This window comes from Polaromonas sp. P4_F6 (genome assembly GCF_056401275.1).
The window spans coordinates 273,783-290,941 of the sequence record NZ_JBFUJQ010000004.1; the positions used below are offsets into that span (position 1 = coordinate 273,783).

The following is a 17,159-nucleotide window of genomic DNA, read 5'->3' on the forward strand; positions in this document are numbered from 1 at the left end:
AAATTAAAGGGAATTGGGGGGCTGCCGGGCGGGGCGCTTTCTCCCTCCATTCTAAAATCACGGGTTAGCTGAAAAATACACAAAGGGTTTACCGTGAAATTTCTGATCGATAACTGGATGCTGATTTCGATAGCACTCGCCTCGGGCGGCATGCTGGTTTGGCCCATGATTTCCGGCGCGATGAACGCCGGCGCGCTGACCGCCAGCGGCGCGGTGCAGCTGATCAACCGCGAAAAAGCGGTGGTCGTGGATGTCAGCGAAGCGGATGAATTTGCCGCCGGCCACGTCACGGGCGCCAAAAACGTGCCTTTCGGCGAGCTGGAAGAGAAATTGCCCCTGGCGGTCAAGAACAAAGGCCTGCCCTTGATCCTGGTGTGCGCCACCGGCGCGCGCGCCGGCCGTGCCGTCGCCGTGGCCAAAAAGCTCGGTTACGAGCAAGCCCAATCGCTGGGCGGCGGGCTCAAAGCCTGGAAAGAGGCTAACCTTCCCCTGGAAAAGGCCTGAACCAGGCTTGGCCGGGCAAAGCAGGCATGAAACCTGCCTCTCCCGGCAAGTCCTGATTCATCCACTTTTCCCGCGCCCCGCCCCCGCCGGCGCGATCCGGAGACACCATGCAAACCGTCAAGATCTACACCACCGGCACCTGCCCTTACTGCATCCAGGCCAAACAACTGCTCAAACAGCGCGGCGTCACCGAACTCGATGAAATCCGCGTCGACATGGTGCCCGGCGAACGCCAGAAGATGATGGACATCACCGGCCGGCGCACGGTGCCGCAGATCTTCATCGGCGAGACCCATGTGGGCGGCTGCGACGACCTGATGGCTCTCGACGGCCGCGGTGGCCTCATGCCTCTCCTGAATAATCCAGCCTGAATTTTTGAGGCAGGAATTGCCTGAGATAATGCGCGCTGGCCGCCGGCCCGCCGGCGCATCGATTCCCTCCCAGCACCCGAAAGAACACCATGGCTGAAGCCAATCTTGACCCCGTATTCCAGATCCAGCGCGTTTACCTTAAGGACGTGTCGCTGGAGCAGCCCAATTCCCCCGAAATCCTGCTGAACCAGGAACAGCCCAGCGTGGACATCCAGCTGGGCGTGGGCGCCACGCCCATCGCCGAAGGCCTGTTCGAAGTCGCCGTGACGGCCACCGTGCAGACCAAGATCGCCGACAAGACGGTGTTCCTGGTGGAGGCCAAGCAGGCCGGCATTTTTGAAATCCGCAATGTGCCGCCCGAACAGCTGGGCGCCATCCTGGGCATCGCCTGCCCGCAAATCGTCTACCCCTACCTGCGCGGCAACGTGGCCGACGTGATCCAGCGCGGCGGTTTCCCGCCCGTGCACATGGCCGAAATCAACTTCCAGGCCATGTACGAGCAGCAGCAGGCGGAAGCCGCAGCTGCCACGCCGGCCCCGTCCCAGATCATCGTCTGAGGGCCCGCCGGGATGCTCCCGGCCGCCTCATGATGTCCGCGTGACACCCTCATGAAAATACTGGTCATAGGCGCGGGTGCCTGGGGCACGGCGCTGGCCGTGAGCAGCGCCTCGCGCCACCAGGTGACTTTGTGGGTGCGTGATGCCGCGCAACTCGCCGGCCTGCGCTCCGGGCGCGTCAATGCCCGTTACCTGCCCGGCATCGCCTTGCCCGCCGCCCTGGCGCTGCAGGGCGGCGATACGCCGCTGGCCCAGGCGCTGGCCGGGCGAGACCTCATCATCCTCGCGACGCCGGTGTCGGCTGCCCGCGGCATGCTGCACAGCCTGCGGGATGCCGGCGCGCCCGTGGCCTGGCTCAGCAAGGGCTTTGAGGCCCCGGTGGCCGCCGCAGCTTCGCCTTTTGGCTTGATGGTCCACGAAATACGCGCGCAGGCCGCTCCCAGCTTGAGGGCCGGTGTGCTCAGCGGCCCGAGTTTTGCGCTCGAAGTCGCGCGCGGCCAGCCGACGGCGCTGGTCGCCGCCAGCGAACATGCCGAGGTGCGCGACGCGCTGGTCGCCGCCTTCCACGGCGCCACGCTGCGCGTCTACGCCAATGACGACGTTGTGGGCGTGGAAGTGGGTGGCGCCGTCAAGAACGTGCTGGCCATCGCCACCGGCCTGTGCGACGGCCTGCAGCTGGGGCTGAACGCCCGCGCCGCCCTTATCACGCGCGGCCTGGCCGAAATGACGCGCCTGGGCGTGGCCCTGGGCGCGCGCGCCGAAACCTTCACCGGCCTGTCGGGCCTGGGCGACCTGGTGCTCACGGCCACCGGCGACCTGAGCCGCAACCGCAAGGTCGGCCTGCTGCTGGCCCAGGGCCAGACCCTGGCGCAGGCGGTGGCCTCGCTGGGCCATGTCGCCGAAGGTGTGTACTGCGCCCGCACCGTGGTGCAGCGCGCCGCCGGCCTGGGCGTGGAGATGCCCATCGCCCAGAGCGTGGTGGCCTTGCTCGATGGCAAGCTCAAACCCGCCGAGGCGGTGGCGATGCTGATGGGCCGCGGGCCTACCGCTGAGCTGGCCTGAATCCCGCGTCGCGCCGGGACGCGGCTACTTGCGTAAATGCAGCGTCACCAGCAGCGACGAGTCCCGCACCGCCGTGAGCCCGTGCGGCACGCCGCCGGCCAGCCAGAGCAACTGGCCGGCTTTCATGGGCTGGGTCTGGCCGTTCGCGGTGAACGCCACTTCGCCTTCCAGGCATTGCACGGTGATCTCACCTTTGACCTGGTGCGAGGGAACGGTCTTGCCGGCCGGAACGATGAGGCGCATGACCTCCAGTTCCTCGCTTTTGAACAGCGCGACGGTGCGGCCCTCGGAGAGCTTGCCCGCCAGCGGCTGGACGTCAACGAGCTGCCCGGATGCGGCGTGGGGAATGGCCATGGCGAAACTCCTGGGAACGTGGGGGCTATGGAACTTTATACCCCAAGGCGGGCCTTGCCCGTCCGCGCGTTTGACCTGATCAGGCTGGCGCAACCGTCCCGGGAACCGCCTTGTTGTAGTACAGAAAGACCTCGTCGCGCACCCAGCCCAAGGATTCATACAAGGCCTGCGCCTTGTGGTTGGTCCTGGCGGTGCTGAGGTCCAGCCGCGCGAAGCCGTTTTGCTGCGCGTGCGCATGGGCCGCCTGCATCAGCGCGCGGCCGGCGCCGGTCTGGCGCGCTTCGGGTGCCACAAAAAGGTCGTAAAGCGTGCAGATCGGCTGGGCGATCACCGAGCAGAAGCTGGGGTAGAGCTGGCAGAAACCCACCAGGGTGTGCGGCGCGTCCACGGCTTGCGCGACCAGGATCACCGACTCCTGCCTGCGCATGCGCTCGCCTATGAAGTGCAGTGCCAGTCCAGCATCGGCGGGCTGCTCGTAAAACTGCCGGTAGGCGTCAAACAGCGCGGCCACCGCCGCCAGGTCGGCCGGGGTGGCCAGCCGTATGGACAACGTGCTCACGCGAGCGGCTTTTCCATGAAGACGCTCAAGGGGTCGGGCGCATAGGCGCCAAACGGCTCCCGCGCCACATAACCGAGCTTGGCATAAAGGCCCAGCGCTTCGGGTTGGTGGATGCCGGTTTCCAGCCGGGCCAGGCCCACGCCGCCGGCCTTGAGGTGGGACTCCAGCGTCTGCATGATGGCTTTGGACAGCCCCTTGCCGCGGTGCGCATCCAGCACAAAGACGCGCTTGATTTCGCCGTAAGTCCCGTCGTCGTCCAGCGTCTTGACCGCGCCGCAGCCCACCAGCGCGCCGTCGAGGTGGGCGCCCACAAACAGCACATGGGGCTGGCGCAGCGCCTCCGCGCTTTCCAGGTGGTTGCTTTCAGCGGGGTAGAGCGCGGCCATATAAGCGTCGGATCGCGCGAGCAATGATTGCGCTTCGGGCGACAGCGGGTCGACGGGTTTGATGTGCATCGCCGGCCTAGATTTCCAGATTGTCGATCAGCCGCGTGCTGCCCAGCTTGGCCGCACCCAGCACCACCAGCGGCTCACCCGCCAGCGGGCCCTGGGGCGCCAGCAGGTCGGCGCGGCGGCGCACGGTGAGGTAGTCGGGTTTCCAGCCGCGGCGCGCCAGCGCCTGCATGGCCTGGGCTTCCAGCGCGGGCAGGTCGGGCGTGCCGGCGGCGCGGGCGGCTTCGCCCAGCGCGCGTATGGCTTTGGACAGCTCCACGGCCTCGGCGCGTTCGGCCGCGCTCAGGTAGCCGTTGCGCGAGGACAGCGCCAGGCCGTCCTCGGCGCGCTGGGTCTCGCCGGCCAGGATCTCGATGGGCAGCGCGAACTGCTGCACCATGCGGCGCACCACCATGACCTGCTGGTAGTCCTTCTTGCCGAAAGCCGCCACGCCGGTGGGCATGCCGGCGAACACGCAGGAAAACAGCTTGAGCACCACGGTGCTGACGCCGATGAAAAAGCCGGGCCGGAAATGGCCTTCCAGGATGTCGCTCAAATCCGTGGCCGGGTGCACCTTGTAGGTCTGCGGCTCGGGATACAGGTGTTTTTCGAGCGGCGCAAACAGCACATTGCAGCCGGCGGCCTTCAGGCGTTCGGCGTCGGCGTCCAGGGTGCGCGGGTAGCTGTCGAAATCCTCATGCGGCGCGAACTGCAGCCGGTTCACGAAGATGCTGGAGACGCTCACGTCGCCCAATGGCTTGGCCTGTTTGACGAGCGCGATGTGGCCGTCGTGCAGATTGCCCATGGTGGGCACAAAGGCCGGGCGCTTGTAGGGGCTCAAGGCCTCGCGCAGTTCGGGGATGGTGTGGACGATCTGCATCATGTCTCCAGAAAGGGGTGGCGCAAGGGAGAGGGGCTCACCAGGCGTGGGTGGCGTTCACCGGAAAGCTGCCGTCCTTGACGGCACGCACATAGGCTTCCATGGCGCCGCGCACGCTGGCCGTCTTGTTGTCCGCACCTTCCATGAAGTTGCGCACGAACTTCGGCATCTTGCCCAGGTTCATGCCCAGCATGTCGTGCAGCACCAGCACCTGGCCGGCCGTGCCACTGCCCGCGCCTATGCCTATGGTGGCGCAGTGCGTCAGCTCTTTTGTCAGTTCGGCCGACAGGGCCGCGGGCACCATCTCCAGTACCATCATGGCGGCGCCGGCGTCCTGCAGCTCGTGGGCCTGGCGCTTGAGCGTGGCGGCGGCTTCCTCGCCCTTGCCCTGCACGCGGTAGCCGCCCAGTGCATGCACGGTCTGCGGTGTGAGGCCCAGGTGGGCGCAGACGGGAATGCCGCGTTCGACCAGGAAGCGCACGGTTTCGGCCGTCCAGCCGCCGCCTTCGAGCTTGACCATGTGGGCGCCGGCCTGCATCAGCACCACGGCGCTGCGCAAGGCCTGCTCTTTGGATTCGTGGTAGCTGCCGAAGGGCAGGTCGCCTATCAGCCAGGCCGTGGCCTGCGAACGGCGCAGGCCGTTGGCCACACATTCGGTGTGGTGGCGCATGGTCTCCAGCGTCACGCCGACGGTACTGGTCAGGCCCTGGCAGACCATGCCCAGCGAGTCGCCCACCAGGATGCACTCCACGCCCGCCGCGTCGGCCACGGCCGCGAAGGTCGCGTCGTAGGCCGTCAGCATGGCGATCTTTTCGCCGTGCGCCTGCATTTCGCGCAGGCGTGGCAGGCTCACCGGCTTGCGCGCCGACGGCGTGGAGGAGGGCGGCAGCGTGCCGTAGGGCGTGACCGAGGTGTTGGAAGGGGAGGTCATGGCAGCGATCCGGAATTTAGCGAGAGTCTAACCAGCTTCACCGTGCTTTTTTACGCGCGGTTTAGAGAGCCCAGACAAGCAGTGCGTGTTAGCGCGTTTCGGGTGCGGAGCGGCTCATGCCCAGGCGTTCGAGCAGCTTCACGTCGGCCTCGGTGTCGGGGTTGCCGGTGGTCAGCAGCTTGTCGCCGTAAAAAATCGAATTGGCGCCGGCCAGGAAGCACAGGGCCTGCACGCCGTCGCCCATTTGCTGGCGGCCGGCCGACAGGCGCACGCGCGCGGTCGGCATGGTGATGCGCGCCACGGCAATCGTGCGCACGAACTCAAACGGGTCCAGGTCGGCCTGGTTCGCCAGCGGCGTGCCTTCGACCTTCACCAGGTTGTTGATGGGCACCGACTCGGGGTAGGGCGTGAGGTTGGCGAGTTCGGCCACCAGGCCGGCGCGCTGGCGGCGCGTTTCGCCCATGCCGACAATGCCGCCGCAGCAGACCTTGACGCCGGCGCTGCGCACGCGCGCCAGCGTGTCCAGGCGATCCTGGTAGTCGCGCGTGGTGATGATGTCGCCGTAAAAATCGGGCGCGCTGTCGAGGTTGTGGTTGTAGTAGTCCAGGCCCGCGCTTTGCAGGGTCTGCGCATGGCCGTCTTCCAGCATGCCCAGGGTGGCGCAGGTCTCCAGGCCCAGGGCTTTGACGGTACGCACGAGTTCGGCGACTTTTTCGATGTCGCGGTCCTTGGGCGAGCGCCAGGCCGCTCCCATGCAAAAGCGCGTGGCGCCTGCCGCCTGGGCGCGCTGCGCGGCGGCCAGCACCTCGGCCGGCTCCATGAGCTTGCTGGCTTCCACGCCGGTGTCGTAGCGGGCGGCCTGCGGGCAGTAGCCGCAGTCTTCGGCGCAGCCGCCGGTCTTGACGGACAGCAAGGTGGCGAACTCGACACGCGTCGGGTCGAAGTTTTCACGGTGCACGGTTTGCGCGCGGTGCATCAATTCAGGGAAGGGCAGGTTGAACAGCGCCTCGATGGCATCCACGCTCCAGCGCTGGTCGCCGGCGGGGGCTGGCTCAGCCTTGGGCCGGGGGCGGTGCAAGGTAACGGTTTGTTCTGCAACGTGGGACATGGTTCTTCCTTCCAGGGGGTGGTTTTGGAGTCTAGCTGAAGAGATTTTGGAGTGATTAGGTGGCCTGCCTGGCCAGCGCGGCCAGGGCCTCAACCAGCTGGTCGACGTCGGCTTCGCTGTGCGCGGCCGACAGCGCGATGCGCAGCCTCGCCGTGCCTTCGGGCACGGTGGGCGGGCGTATCGCCGGCACCCAGATGCCGCGCGCGCGCAGGCCCTCCATCACGGCCAGGGCCTGGTCGTTGGCGCCTATCAGCAGCGGCTGGATGGCGGTCTGCGAGTGCGACAGCTGCCAGTCGCTGCCTTCAAGGCCTGTTGCAAGGCCGCCGCGCAGGCGTGCGATCAGGCGCTGCAAATGCGCACGCCGCCACTCGTCCTGCTCAATGACCATCAGGCTGGCGCGTAGCGCACTGGCCAGCAGCGCGGGCGCGGCGGTGGCAAAAATATAGCTGCGGGTTTTTTGCAGCAGCCATTCGACCAGCGCCTCGTCGCCCGCCACAAAGGCGCCGGCCACACCGGCGGCCTTGCCCAGCGTGGCCATGTAGAGCACGCGGCGAGAGGCCTGCGCGCCATGCAGGCCGGCGGCGGCCAGGCTGCCGCGGCCCTGTGGGCCCAGCACGCCGAAGCCGTGGGCGTCGTCCAGCAGCAGCAGGGCGTCGTGGCGTTCGCACAGCGCCAGCAGCGCGGGGATGTTGGCGCTGTCGCCGTCCATGCTGAAGACGGCGTCGCTGATCACCAGCTTGCGCGGCGCCTCGCTTTGCGCGAGTTCGCGGCCCAATGCATCCAGGTCGGCATGGGCATACCGATGAATTTTTGCGCGCGACAGTCTTGCACCATCAATCAGGCAGGCGTGGTTGAGTGCATCCGAAAAAATCGCGTCGCCGGCGCCCACCAGCGCCGGCACGATGCCGATGTTGGTGGCATAGCCCGCATAAAAATACAGCGCGCGCGGCAGGCCCACAAAGGCGGCGAGCTCGCGCTCCAGCGCCGCGTTGGACTCGCTGTGGCCGCTGACCAGCGGCGAGGCGCCGGCCCCCACGCCATAAGTTTTCGCGCCTTCGCAGGCGGCCTGCACCAGCACCGGATGCGTGGCCAGGCCCAGGTAGTCGTTGCTGCAAAAAGCCAGCATGCTCCGGCCGTCCACCGTCAGGCGCGCGCCGCTTTCGGGCCGCACCGCGCGGCGCTGGCGGCGCAGGTGGGCATCATCCAGTTCGGCCAGGCGCGCCGGAAATTCATCAAGCCAGGAAGCGGTCATTGTCATTGCCATGTGGAGGGGAGCTCAAAGTGGATGGCGCGCGGGTCGGGCGCGGCCTGGTAGGGGATGGTGGCCAGCAGCGGCGCCTGCAGTTTTTTCCGCAGGAAGGCGATGTTGTCCTCTTGCGCCAGCATGGCGGCATCAACGTGGTTGGCCACCCAGCCCGCCAGCGTGAGGCCGCGCGCGCGTATCGCCTCGGCGCTTAGCAGCGCGTGGTTCAGGCAGCCCAGGCGCAGGCCGACCACCAGCAGCACCGGCAGGCCCAGGGCCTGGGCCAGGTCGGCGCCGGTTTCGCTGTCCGACAGCGGCACCAGGAAACCGCCCGCGCCTTCCACCACCACGGCGTCGGCCAGCTGCGCGAGGCGGCGCTGGCAGGCCACCAGGTGTGCGATGTCAATCCGTGTGCCGGCGCGGGCCGCGGCGATATGCGGCGACACCGGATCGGGCAGCAGCACCGGGTTGTCGAGTTCGGGCGGCACGCGGTAATTGGAGGCGGCGCGCAGCGCAAGCACGTCTTCATTGATGTCTTCGCCGTTGACCTGGACCGTGCCCGCCGCCACCGGCTTCATGCCGACGACGCGCACATGGTGGCGCGCCAGCGCGTGCAGCAGCCCGGCGCTGGCCAGGGTCTTGCCCACACCGGTGTCGGTGCCGGTCACAAACAGCGAGAGCTTGTGCGTGGCCTCAGCCATGGGCGCCGCCTTCCTCGGCCAGCGTGGCCTCCAGCGCTGCCAGCGCGCCGCGCGCCAGGTGCTGGGCGGATTCCGCGTCCATCACGTAGGGCGGCATGGCGTAAATCGTCTGGCCAATGGGGCGCAGCAGCACGCCGTTGGCCATGGCGTGCTGTGTGTAGCGGCGCGCGAAGTGGGGGAGGCTACCGGGCTCCACGTCCCAGGCCCAGATCATGCCCAGCCGGCGCGCATGCCGCACGGCGCGGTGCTGCGTGAGGGGCGCGAAGGCCGCATCCAGCAGCCGGGCTGTTTCGGCATTGCGCGCAAGGGCATCGGTCTGCTCAAACAGCTCCAGGGTGGCCAGCGCCGCGCGGCAGGCCAGCGGGTTGCCGGTATAGGAATGTGAATGCAAAAAACCGCGCGCCACCTCGTCGTCGTAGAACGCCTCGTAGACCGCGTCGGTGGTCAGCACGGCCGACAGCGGCAGCGTGCCGCCGGTCAGCCCTTTCGAGAGGCAGATGAAGTCAGGCCGTATACCGGCCTGCTGGTGGGCGAACATGGTGCCGGTGCGGCCGAAGCCGGTGGCGATTTCGTCGGCGATCAAATGCACCTGATAGCGGTCGCACAGCGCACGCGCTTCCTGCAGGTAGGCCGCGTCGTGCATGGCCATGCCGGCGGCGCATTGCACCAGGGGCTCGACGATGAGCGCGGCGGTTTGCGCATGGTGCTGTTCCAGCCAGGCCTGCAGGCCCGCGGCGGCGCGGCGTACCGTATCGGCAGGGCTTTCGCCGGCCTGGGCACCGCGCGCGTCGGGGCTGGGCACGGTGGCGGCCAGCCGCACCAGCGGCGCATAGGCTTCGCGAAAGAGCGCGATGTCGGTCACCGCCAGCGCGCCCACGGTTTCGCCGTGGTAGCCGCCGGCGAGACCAATGAAGCGGCTTTTTTCGGGCCGGCCGCTGTTGCGCCAGTAATGCGCACTCATCTTGAGCGCGATCTCGGTGGCGCTGGCGCCGTCGCTGCCGTAAAAGGCATGGCCCAGGCCGGTCAGCGCGCCCAGGCGTTCGGAGAGTTCCACGACGGGCTGGTGCGTGAAGCCGGCCAACATGACGTGGTCCAGCGTGTCGAGCTGGTCCCGCAGCGCCGCCTTGATGTGCGGGTGGCCGTGGCCGAACAGGTTGACCCACCAGGAGCTCACGCCGTCCAGGTAGCGCCTGCCTTCAAAGTCGTAAAGCCAGACGCCTTCGGCGCGCGCGATGGGCACGGGCGGTTGGGCCTCATGCAGCTTCATCTGCGTGCAGGGGTGCCACACGTGGCGCAGGCTGCGCCGGATCATCGCTGCGTTGTCCATGGAGCCTTGTGTGAAGGAGGCGGGGAAAGGCCTGAAACGGCTCAGGGCTGCTGCACCGGGATGGTGGAGCGCTCTTCCTTGATGCGGTTGTCGGGGTTCACGAACACCAGCTTGGGGCTGAAGCCCGCGACGTGCTCTTCATGCACCTGCGCGAAGGCGGCGATGATGACCAGGTCGCCCACGGCGGCGCGGCGCGCGGCCGACCCGTTGACCGAGATGATGCGGCTGCCGCGTTCGGCGCGTATCGCATAGGTGATGAAGCGCTCGCCGTTGTTGATGTTCCAGATATGCACCTGCTCGTTCTCGGCCAGGTTGGCGGCGTCCAGCAGGTCTTCGTCGATGGCGCAGGAGCCTTCGTAGTTGAGTTCGCAGTGCGTCACCGCGGCGCGGTGGATTTTTGATTTAAGCAGGGTTCTGAACATGGTGATGGGCGTGGATGAAAATGGGGGCCGGGGGAAGGCGCTATGGTGGGCGGGCAGCTCGCGGCCTTCAGGCCTCTGGCCGGTCGCTGTAACATTCGCGACAGTTTCAGGCTCTATTTAATAGTTTAGTGCACGGTATGTTGCGGTTTCTTTCTTAGATTGCTCATGAAAAAGTCATTTGATTTCTCCAGCCAGGCACTGGCCGACCTGGCCCAGGCAGACGCGGCGCGCGCGCTCGCCGAGGACATAGGCGCCGGCGACCTGACGGCCGGCCTGATCGATGCGGCCCGCCAGGCGCGGGCCCAGGTGCTGGCGCGCGAAAGTGCCGTGGTCTGCGGCAGCGCCTGGGTGGAGGCCACGATGCGGCAACTCGACCCGCAGGCCCAGCTGCTCTGGCATGTGAAGGACGGCGGGCGCTGCGAAGCCGGCCAGGTGGTGTTTGAGGTGCGCGGCCACGCTCGTGCCCTGCTGTCGGCCGAACGCACGGCGCTCAACTTTCTGCAGCTGCTCAGCGCCGTGGCCACCAAGACGGCGGTCTATGTCAACATCGTGAAGGGCACGCGCGCGCAGATCGTCGACACGCGCAAGACCCTGCCCGGCCTGCGGCTCGCGCAGAAATACGCCGTGGTGACGGGCGGCGGCACCAACCACCGGGTTGGTTTGTATGACGCGGTGCTGATCAAGGAAAACCATATCGCGGCTGCCGGCGGCATCGCGCAGGTGCTGGCGCGCGCGGCCGAAATCGCCGCGCAGGCCGATTTTGTGCAGATTGAAGTCGAGAACCTGGGCGAGCTGGCCCAGGCCCTGGATGCCGGTGCGCGCATGATCCTGCTGGACAACATGAGCCTGCCCGAGCTGAAAGAGGCCGTGCGCATCAACGCCGGGCGCGCCGTGCTGGAGATTTCCGGCGGTGTCACCCTGGACGGCCTGCGCACCCTGGCCGAAACCGGCGTGGACCGCATTTCCATCGGTACGCTGACCAAGGACGTGCGGGCGATTGATTTTTCCATGCGCTTTGATGCGCAGGCGGTGTGAACATGCAAACAGCCGTGCCGATTCGCGTCGATTACGAGCAGCCCGAGGCGGCCGGCGCCTGCAGCACGCACCAGGCCTGGGCCCGCGTGCCGGCCGAGCCCACGCAGGCCGAGCGCGCGGCGCTCAAAACCCGCATCCGCGAACTGCTCAAGGCGCGCAACGCCGTCATGGTGTCGCACTATTACATGCATCCCGATTTGCAGGACCTGGCCGAAGAAACCGGCGGCCTGGTCTCGGACTCGCTGGAGATGGCGCGCTTCGGCCGCGACCATGCGGCGCAGACCCTGGTGGTGTCCGGCGTGCGCTTCATGGGCGAGACGGCGAAAATCCTGTCGCCCGAAAAGCGCGTGCTCATGCCCGACCTGGACGCGACCTGCTCGCTGGACCTGGGCTGCCCGGCCGCTGAATTCAGCGCCTTCTGCGATGCCCACCCGGACCGCACCGTCGTGGTCTACGCCAACACCAGCGCCGCCGTGAAGGCGCGCGCCGACTGGCTGGTGACCTCCAGCTGCGCACTTGACATCGTGCGCGCGCTGAAAGACCAGGGCCAGAAAATCCTCTGGGCACCCGACCGCCACCTGGGCGGCTACATCCAGCGCGAGACCGGTGCCGACATGGTGTTCTGGAACGGCGCCTGCATCGTGCATGACGAGTTCAAGGCCTTTGAGCTGCAGGCCCTGAAAGCCGAACACCCCGGCGCGCGCGTGTTGGTGCACCCCGAGTCGCCCGCCGACGTGGTGGCGCTGGCCGATGCCGTGGGCTCCACCTCGGGCATCTTGAAGGCCGCGCGCGAGATGGATGCCAAAGAATTTATCGTCGCCACTGACAACGGCATGATGCACAAGCTGCGCACGCTGAACCCGGGCAAGGTGTTTATCGAAGCGCCTACCGCCGGCAACAGCGCCACCTGCAAGAGCTGCGCGCACTGCCCCTGGATGGCCATGAACGGCCTGGCCGGGCTGGCGCAGGTGCTGGAAACCGGAACGAACGAAATCAAGGTCGATGCGGCGCTGGGCCAACGCGCGCGTTTGCCGATAGACCGCATGCTGGCCTTCACCGAAGCCTTGAAGGCAGGGCGGCCGGTCACGGGCCTGGTGCCTAACATAGGCGCGGCCTGACGGGCGCCCAGCACGTGGCGCACGCGGTTTCAGCGCTCATCGATTTCACCGACCCCCACCAGCCCGAGGGGCCGCGTTTGCGCCAGGCCTTTGGCACAGCCCGTGAAGTACTGGTGGCGCGGCGGCCCGAGGAGGTGCGCGCGGTGCTGGACGCCGCTCAGGCCGCGGCACGCCAAGGCGCCTGGTGCGTGGGCTATTTGCGTTATGAAGCCGCCGCCGCTTTTGATGCCGCGCTGGTTGTGCACCTGGCTGATGGGCCCTTGGCCTGGTTTGCCGTGCACGACACCGCGCTGCCCTGGCCTGGTCCCGTACAAGAGGCATCACCACAGCTTCAGTGGCAGGAAGCGATGGCACGCCCCGCGTTTGAGGCCGCCCTGGCCCAGCTGCAACGCGCGATTGCCGATGGCGAGTACTACCAGGTCAATTTCACGGCGCAGATGCGGGCTGCGCTGGACGGCGAGTCGCACAGCGCGCCGGCCCTGTTCCAGGCCCTGCAGCGCGCCCAGCCGGGCGGCTATGCGGCTTTTCTGGACACGGGCGAGGAGCAACTGCTGTCGGTGTCGCCCGAGCTGTTCTTCGACTGGCGCGAAGGTTTGCTCCTTACGCGGCCCATGAAAGGCACGGCGCCGCGAGGTGCCAATCCCGAGGACGATGCCGCGCAAGCCGAGGCCTTGCGCAATTCGCCCAAGGAGCGCGCCGAAAACGTGATGATTGTGGACTTGCTGCGCAACGACCTGTCGCGCATCGCCCAACCCTTCAGCGTGCGCGTGCCGCGCCTGTTCCACACCGAGGCCTTGCCCGCGGTCTGGCAGATGACCTCGGACGTGGAGGCGCGCACGCGGCCTGGCTGCAGCCTGGCCGATGTGTTTGCCGCGCTGTTTCCCTGCGGCTCTGTCACCGGCGCGCCCAAGGTGCGGGCCATGCGGGCGATTCAGGCACTGGAGCCGGCGCCGCGCGGTGTGTATTGCGGGGCAATGGGTGTGCTGCGGCCCGGCGGCGCGGCGACCTTCAACGTGCCTATCCGTACCGTGAGCCTGCGCGGCAAGGAAGCCCGCTGCGGTATAGGCAGCGGTATCACCTCGGGCTCCGTGGCCGAAGCCGAGTGGCAGGAATGGCGCCACAAGCGTGCGTTTCTGGAGCGTGCCAGCATGCCTTTTGACATCCTTGAAACCCTGGCGCTGGACGCGGGCCGGCTGCGCCACCTCGATGCGCACCTGGCGCGCATGGCGGCCAGTGCCGCCCACTTTGGCCATCCATGGGATGCGGCGCAGGTCCAAGCCTGCCTGCGGGACATGGTGCAGGCGCATCCGCAAGGCCTCTGGCGCGTGCGCCTGTTGCTGGCCGCCGGCGGGACATTCAGCGCCCAGGCTTATGCCATGGAGCCCTCACCGCCCCAGGTGCAACTGCAGCTGGCCGAGCGTCCGCTGGACGCGGCGCACGGCGAGTTTGTGCGCTTCAAGACGACGCGCCGCGCCCACTACGACGCCTTCACGCCGGCCGCGCCGGGGGTATTTGACTGTGTGCTGTGGAATGCCCGGGGCGAGATCACCGAATGCACACGCGGCAATGTCGCGATGCGGGTGGACGGCCGCTGGGTCACGCCGCCGCTGGCCTGCGGCTTGTTGCCGGGTGTGGGCCGGGCGCTGGCCTTGCGGGAAGGCCGGCTCAGCGAAGCCGTCGTGCGGGTGGACGAATCGGCGAAGGTAGAGGCCTGGGCCTTTGTGAACAGCCTCAGGGGCTGGCTGGACGCGACCCTGGTCTAAATTAAAGCTTTTCCTTGACGTAGGACGCGCGGTCCATGTCCACCATCTCCACGCTCAGCTGCACCATCAAGCCCGCCGGCCGCGGCGTCAGGCGGCGCAGCACCTGGGCGATGCGCTCGCCCAGGTCCTTCTTGGCTTCAGGCGTGCGGCCCGAGAGCAGGCGCAGCTGGGCATGGACAAAAGCGCGTGAGGCCGGCGCGGTGCCGATTTCAAAATTGTCCAGCGTGACCAGCCGGCTTTTCAGGTCGGCTTCATCCTTGATTTCGGGGCTGGCGGTAAGAGTCTTGTTCAGCGCCTGCAGCACCTCGGCTTTGGGGAAGCCGGTGAGATTGTTCGAATATTCAACGATCAAATGAGGCATAGGGGCTCCAGATAAAAATGGCGGGGAAAGAATGGGGAGGAATCAGCTTGCGGGCGGCACCAGCACGGTGGGAACGGCCTGTTCCGCGATGCCGGGGTAATCGCGGCTGAAGTGCAGGCCGCGGCTTTCATGCCGGCCGTGGGCCGAGCGCACGATCAGGTCGGCCACCTGCACCAGGTTGCGCAGCTCCAGCAGGTCGCGCGTGACGCGGAAGTTGGCATAAAACTCCTGGATCTCGGCGTCGAGCAGGGCAATGCGGTGCGCCGCGCGCTCCAGCCGCTTGGTGGTGCGCACAATGCCCACGTAGTTCCACATAAAACGGCGCAGCTCGTCCCAGTTGTGCGAGATCACCACGGTCTCGTCGGCGTCGGTGACCTGGCTTTCGTCCCAGGCCGGCAGGGCCGGTGTTTCGGCGGCGGCCTCGGCCGCGATGGCGTTTGCGGCGGCGCGCGCCAGCACCAAACATTCGACCAGCGAGTTGCTGGCCAGGCGGTTGGCGCCGTGCAGGCCGGTGCAGGCGGTCTCGCCGATGGCGTACAGGCCGGCCACGTCGCTGCGGCCCTGCAGGTCGGTCATCACGCCGCCGCAGGTGTAGTGCGCGGCCGGCACCACCGGGATCGGCTGGCGCGTGATGTCTATGCCCAGCTCCAGGCAGCGCTGGAGGATGTTGGGGAAATGCTCCCGCAAAAACGCCGGGCTCTGGTGCGTGATGTCCAGGTAGACGCAGTCCAGCCCGTGCTTTTTCATTTCAAAGTCGATGGCGCGTGCCACCACGTCGCGCGGCGCGAGTTCGGCGCGCTCGTCGTGTGCCGGCATAAAGCGCCCGCCGCCGGCCGAGGGCGGCAGCAGCAGCTTGCCGCCTTCGCCGCGCACCGCCTCGGTGATCAAAAATGATTTGGCCTCGGGGTGGTACAGGCAGGTCGGGTGGAACTGGATGAATTCCATGTTGCCGACGCGGCAGCCCGCGCGCCAGGCGGCGGCAATGCCGTCGCCGGTGGCGGTGTCGGGGTTGGTGGAATAGAGGTAGACCTTGCCGGCACCGCCGGTCGCCAGGATGGTCTGGCCGGCGCTAAAGGTCAGCACCTGGCCGCCCAGGGTGTCCAGCACATAGGCGCCGTGGCAGCGCTTGCCGGGCCGTTTGAGTCGCCGGTCGGTGATCAGGTCGACCAGCATGTGGTGCTCGAACAGCGTGATGCCCGGCGTGGCGCGCACCTTTTCGATCAGCGTGCGCTGCACGGCCGCGCCGGTGGCATCGGCCGCGTGCACGATACGGCGCTGGCTGTGGCCGCCTTCGCGGGTCAGGTGCAGCTCGCCCGGGTGTTCGCCGTCTTCCGAAAATGCCACGCCCAATTGGCGCAGCCAGGCGATGGCCTCGGGCGCTCCCTGCACCACGGCCTGCGTGGCCGGCAGGTCGCACAGGCCCGCGCCCGCGACCAGGGTGTCTTGGACGTGCTGCGCCAGCGTGTCGCCCTCGGCCAGTACGGCGGCCATGCCGCCCTGGGCCCAGGCGCTGGAGCCGTCGTTGAGTTCACGTTTGGTGACCACCGCCACGCGCCGGCCCGGGGCGAGCAGCAACGCGGAGGCCAGGCCCGCCAGGCCGCTGCCGATGATGAGGACGTCAAAGGCGTGCTCGTGGTGTGGATGGGAAATAGGGTTCATGCGAGGACGGGGCGCCTTTTGCCTGTTTGCGGGCTCGGGGAAGCTGCCGCGTACACGGTCGATTATCGGGCAGGCCCGCGGCGGGCCGGGGAGCGGCTAACCCGCGCCCTGCGCCCGCGCCGGCGCATCCACGTCGTAGGACTTGAAGACCTCGCGCGCCGGGCGCGTTTCAGGCAGTATGTAGACGATGCCGTTGGTGCCGGTGAAGGCCGGGCTGACCACTTTGTCGTAGAACTTCGCGGGCACATTGATGCAGCCGTAGGAAATCCGGTTGTCCGCGCTGGTCGCGCTTTCCAGGCGCTGGGCGCGCCGTTCACCCGCGATGGCCACCACACGGTGAAGAGAGATGGCGGTGTCGTAGTCGACCCAGAGCATTTCCACGCCATGGAGGTCGTGGTCCAGCGAGGCCACGAAGCGGCCTGCAGGCGTGGTGCGCTCCTCGGGACGGATCGTGGACAGCTTGCGCTCGCCGATGCCGGGCGTGGAGTCGTCGCCGCGCGCCAGGCCCAGCAGGACAGGCGCGGCGCCGCTCAGGTTTCCCAGGGCATCAAAGACAAAAACCTTGGCGTTCACCTTGTCGATGATGAGGAAAGGCATGCCCTGGTTGTCCCCGGAGGCGACGACCCAGTGGGCGACGTGCAAGGTCTCCTTTGATGCGTGTTCACGGCCGAAGTCGGCGTGGCGAGGCCGTTTTCCATCAACGGCGCTTGTGCTGCCGGGCCCCACCGGTGCCGGCCGGGCATCATCTGTTGCCGCCGCAGTTGCGGCGTGTA

At 67.5% G+C, this 17,159-nt stretch carries 20 protein-coding genes; 7 read left to right on the forward strand and 13 right to left on the reverse strand.

Features of this window, described 5'->3' with window-relative positions; genetic code table 11:
- Positions 1-93: 93 nt before the first annotated feature.
- The 4 genes from AC1DUN_RS13035 (at position 94) to AC1DUN_RS13050 (ending at position 2,494) form a co-directional block, all read left to right on the forward strand.
- Positions 94-504, forward strand: coding sequence for a rhodanese-like domain-containing protein (locus AC1DUN_RS13035; RefSeq protein WP_477714304.1), 411 nt, complete (start codon positions 94-96; stop codon positions 502-504).
- Positions 505-611: 107 nt separating this feature from the next.
- Entirely contained in the window at positions 612-875 is a 264-nt protein-coding gene (gene grxC, locus AC1DUN_RS13040; RefSeq protein WP_007867884.1) for a glutaredoxin 3, read from the forward strand.
- Positions 876-964: 89 nt separating this feature from the next.
- Positions 965-1,432: a protein-export chaperone SecB gene (gene secB, locus AC1DUN_RS13045; RefSeq protein WP_074577983.1), complete on the forward strand. Its 468-nt coding sequence runs from the start codon at positions 965-967 to the stop codon at positions 1,430-1,432.
- 51 nt (positions 1,433-1,483) lie between these two features.
- Complete coding sequence (locus tag AC1DUN_RS13050; protein WP_477714305.1) at positions 1,484-2,494, forward strand: NAD(P)H-dependent glycerol-3-phosphate dehydrogenase; 1,011 nt, start codon at positions 1,484-1,486, stop codon at positions 2,492-2,494.
- 24 nt (positions 2,495-2,518) lie between these two features.
- Here AC1DUN_RS13050 and AC1DUN_RS13055 read toward each other — a convergent pair whose 3' ends face one another.
- From AC1DUN_RS13055 to panD, 10 genes are all read right to left on the reverse strand, one after another.
- Complete coding sequence (locus AC1DUN_RS13055) at positions 2,519-2,848, reverse strand: cupin domain-containing protein (RefSeq protein WP_074577985.1); 330 nt, start codon at positions 2,846-2,848, stop codon at positions 2,519-2,521.
- 79 nt (positions 2,849-2,927) lie between these two features.
- Positions 2,928-3,407, reverse strand: coding sequence for an N-acetyltransferase family protein (locus tag AC1DUN_RS13060; RefSeq protein WP_477714306.1), 480 nt, complete (start codon positions 3,405-3,407; stop codon positions 2,928-2,930).
- Entirely contained in the window at positions 3,404-3,862 is a 459-nt protein-coding gene (locus AC1DUN_RS13065) for a GNAT family N-acetyltransferase (protein WP_477714307.1), read from the reverse strand. Before AC1DUN_RS13065 ends, AC1DUN_RS13060 begins: the two co-directional genes overlap by 4 nt.
- Positions 3,863-3,869: 7 nt before the next feature.
- Positions 3,870-4,718 carry a pantoate--beta-alanine ligase gene (gene panC, locus AC1DUN_RS13070; RefSeq protein ID WP_477714376.1) on the reverse strand — a complete coding sequence of 283 codons (849 nt, stop codon included), beginning with the start codon at positions 4,716-4,718 and terminating at the stop codon, positions 3,870-3,872.
- Between the two features lie 37 nt (positions 4,719-4,755).
- A complete protein-coding gene (gene panB / locus AC1DUN_RS13075; RefSeq protein ID WP_477714308.1) occupies positions 4,756-5,649 on the reverse strand; it encodes a 3-methyl-2-oxobutanoate hydroxymethyltransferase in 894 nt (297 codons plus the stop codon).
- Positions 5,650-5,737: 88 nt separating this feature from the next.
- A complete protein-coding gene (bioB, locus tag AC1DUN_RS13080; RefSeq protein ID WP_477714309.1) occupies positions 5,738-6,757 on the reverse strand; it encodes a biotin synthase BioB in 1,020 nt (339 codons plus the stop codon).
- Positions 6,758-6,812: 55 nt separating this feature from the next.
- The gene (bioF, locus tag AC1DUN_RS13085) at positions 6,813-8,009 is read right to left on the reverse strand and encodes an 8-amino-7-oxononanoate synthase (protein WP_477714310.1); all 1,197 of its coding nucleotides are present in this window, start codon (positions 8,007-8,009) and stop codon (positions 6,813-6,815) included.
- A 2-nt stretch (positions 8,010-8,011) separates the two neighbouring features.
- Positions 8,012-8,701, reverse strand: a complete 690-nt coding sequence (gene bioD / locus AC1DUN_RS13090; protein WP_477714311.1) for a dethiobiotin synthase — start codon at positions 8,699-8,701, stop codon at positions 8,012-8,014.
- Positions 8,694-10,028 carry an adenosylmethionine--8-amino-7-oxononanoate transaminase gene (locus tag AC1DUN_RS13095; RefSeq protein WP_477714312.1) on the reverse strand — a complete coding sequence of 445 codons (1,335 nt, stop codon included), beginning with the start codon at positions 10,026-10,028 and terminating at the stop codon, positions 8,694-8,696. Before AC1DUN_RS13095 ends, bioD begins: the two co-directional genes overlap by 8 nt.
- Positions 10,029-10,069: 41 nt before the next feature.
- On the reverse strand, positions 10,070-10,450 hold the full coding sequence (gene panD, locus AC1DUN_RS13100; protein ID WP_007867856.1) for an aspartate 1-decarboxylase: 381 nt from the start codon (positions 10,448-10,450) through the stop codon (positions 10,070-10,072).
- 165 nt (positions 10,451-10,615) lie between these two features.
- Between panD and nadC the strand changes: the two genes are divergently transcribed.
- From nadC to pabB, 3 genes are read left to right on the forward strand one after another with little or no spacing between them, the layout of a single operon-like run.
- The gene (gene nadC / locus AC1DUN_RS13105; protein WP_477714313.1) at positions 10,616-11,485 is read left to right on the forward strand and encodes a carboxylating nicotinate-nucleotide diphosphorylase; all 870 of its coding nucleotides are present in this window, start codon (positions 10,616-10,618) and stop codon (positions 11,483-11,485) included.
- A 2-nt stretch (positions 11,486-11,487) separates the two neighbouring features.
- A complete protein-coding gene (nadA, locus tag AC1DUN_RS13110) occupies positions 11,488-12,603 on the forward strand; it encodes a quinolinate synthase NadA (protein WP_477714314.1) in 1,116 nt (371 codons plus the stop codon).
- Positions 12,604-12,617: 14 nt separating this feature from the next.
- The gene (pabB, locus tag AC1DUN_RS13115; protein WP_477714315.1) at positions 12,618-14,366 is read left to right on the forward strand and encodes an aminodeoxychorismate synthase component I; all 1,749 of its coding nucleotides are present in this window, start codon (positions 12,618-12,620) and stop codon (positions 14,364-14,366) included.
- Between the two features lies 1 nt (position 14,367).
- Here the strand turns inward: pabB and AC1DUN_RS13120 are convergent, their stop codons facing one another.
- The 3 genes from AC1DUN_RS13120 to AC1DUN_RS13130 form a co-directional block, all read right to left on the reverse strand.
- Complete coding sequence (locus AC1DUN_RS13120; RefSeq protein WP_477714316.1) at positions 14,368-14,727, reverse strand: 5-carboxymethyl-2-hydroxymuconate Delta-isomerase; 360 nt, start codon at positions 14,725-14,727, stop codon at positions 14,368-14,370.
- 42 nt (positions 14,728-14,769) lie between these two features.
- Positions 14,770-16,386 carry an L-aspartate oxidase gene (gene nadB / locus AC1DUN_RS13125; protein ID WP_477714317.1) on the reverse strand — a complete coding sequence of 539 codons (1,617 nt, stop codon included), beginning with the start codon at positions 16,384-16,386 and terminating at the stop codon, positions 14,770-14,772.
- 96 nt (positions 16,387-16,482) lie between these two features.
- Positions 16,483-17,028, reverse strand: coding sequence for a L,D-transpeptidase (locus tag AC1DUN_RS13130; RefSeq protein WP_477714318.1), 546 nt, complete (start codon positions 17,026-17,028; stop codon positions 16,483-16,485).
- Positions 17,029-17,159: the final 131 nt, after the last annotated feature.

What these genes read in the sequence shown, in the direction of transcription:
- panB (WP_477714308.1), bottom strand. Translation starts at nt 5,649, where the DNA reads ATGACCTCCCCTTCCAACACCTCGGTCACGCCCTACGGCACGCTGCCG.
- bioB (WP_477714309.1), bottom strand. Translation starts at nt 6,757, where the DNA reads ATGTCCCACGTTGCAGAACAAACCGTTACCTTGCACCGCCCCCGGCCC.
- secB (WP_074577983.1), top strand. Translation starts at nt 965, where the DNA reads ATGGCTGAAGCCAATCTTGACCCCGTATTCCAGATCCAGCGCGTTTAC.
- bioD (WP_477714311.1), bottom strand. Translation starts at nt 8,701, where the DNA reads ATGGCTGAGGCCACGCACAAGCTCTCGCTGTTTGTGACCGGCACCGAC.
- AC1DUN_RS13120 (WP_477714316.1), bottom strand. Translation starts at nt 14,727, where the DNA reads ATGCCTCATTTGATCGTTGAATATTCGAACAATCTCACCGGCTTCCCC.
- nadA (WP_477714314.1), top strand. Translation starts at nt 11,488, where the DNA reads ATGCAAACAGCCGTGCCGATTCGCGTCGATTACGAGCAGCCCGAGGCG.
- AC1DUN_RS13050 (WP_477714305.1), top strand. Translation starts at nt 1,484, where the DNA reads ATGAAAATACTGGTCATAGGCGCGGGTGCCTGGGGCACGGCGCTGGCC.
- panD (WP_007867856.1), bottom strand. Translation starts at nt 10,450, where the DNA reads ATGTTCAGAACCCTGCTTAAATCAAAAATCCACCGCGCCGCGGTGACG.
- nadB (WP_477714317.1), bottom strand. Translation starts at nt 16,386, where the DNA reads ATGAACCCTATTTCCCATCCACACCACGAGCACGCCTTTGACGTCCTC.
- panC (WP_477714376.1), bottom strand. Translation starts at nt 4,718, where the DNA reads ATGCAGATCGTCCACACCATCCCCGAACTGCGCGAGGCCTTGAGCCCC.
- AC1DUN_RS13055 (WP_074577985.1), bottom strand. Translation starts at nt 2,848, where the DNA reads ATGGCCATTCCCCACGCCGCATCCGGGCAGCTCGTTGACGTCCAGCCG.
- AC1DUN_RS13065 (WP_477714307.1), bottom strand. Translation starts at nt 3,862, where the DNA reads ATGCACATCAAACCCGTCGACCCGCTGTCGCCCGAAGCGCAATCATTG.
- grxC (WP_007867884.1), top strand. Translation starts at nt 612, where the DNA reads ATGCAAACCGTCAAGATCTACACCACCGGCACCTGCCCTTACTGCATC.
- bioF (WP_477714310.1), bottom strand. Translation starts at nt 8,009, where the DNA reads ATGACCGCTTCCTGGCTTGATGAATTTCCGGCGCGCCTGGCCGAACTG.
- nadC (WP_477714313.1), top strand. Translation starts at nt 10,616, where the DNA reads ATGAAAAAGTCATTTGATTTCTCCAGCCAGGCACTGGCCGACCTGGCC.
- AC1DUN_RS13095 (WP_477714312.1), bottom strand. Translation starts at nt 10,028, where the DNA reads ATGGACAACGCAGCGATGATCCGGCGCAGCCTGCGCCACGTGTGGCAC.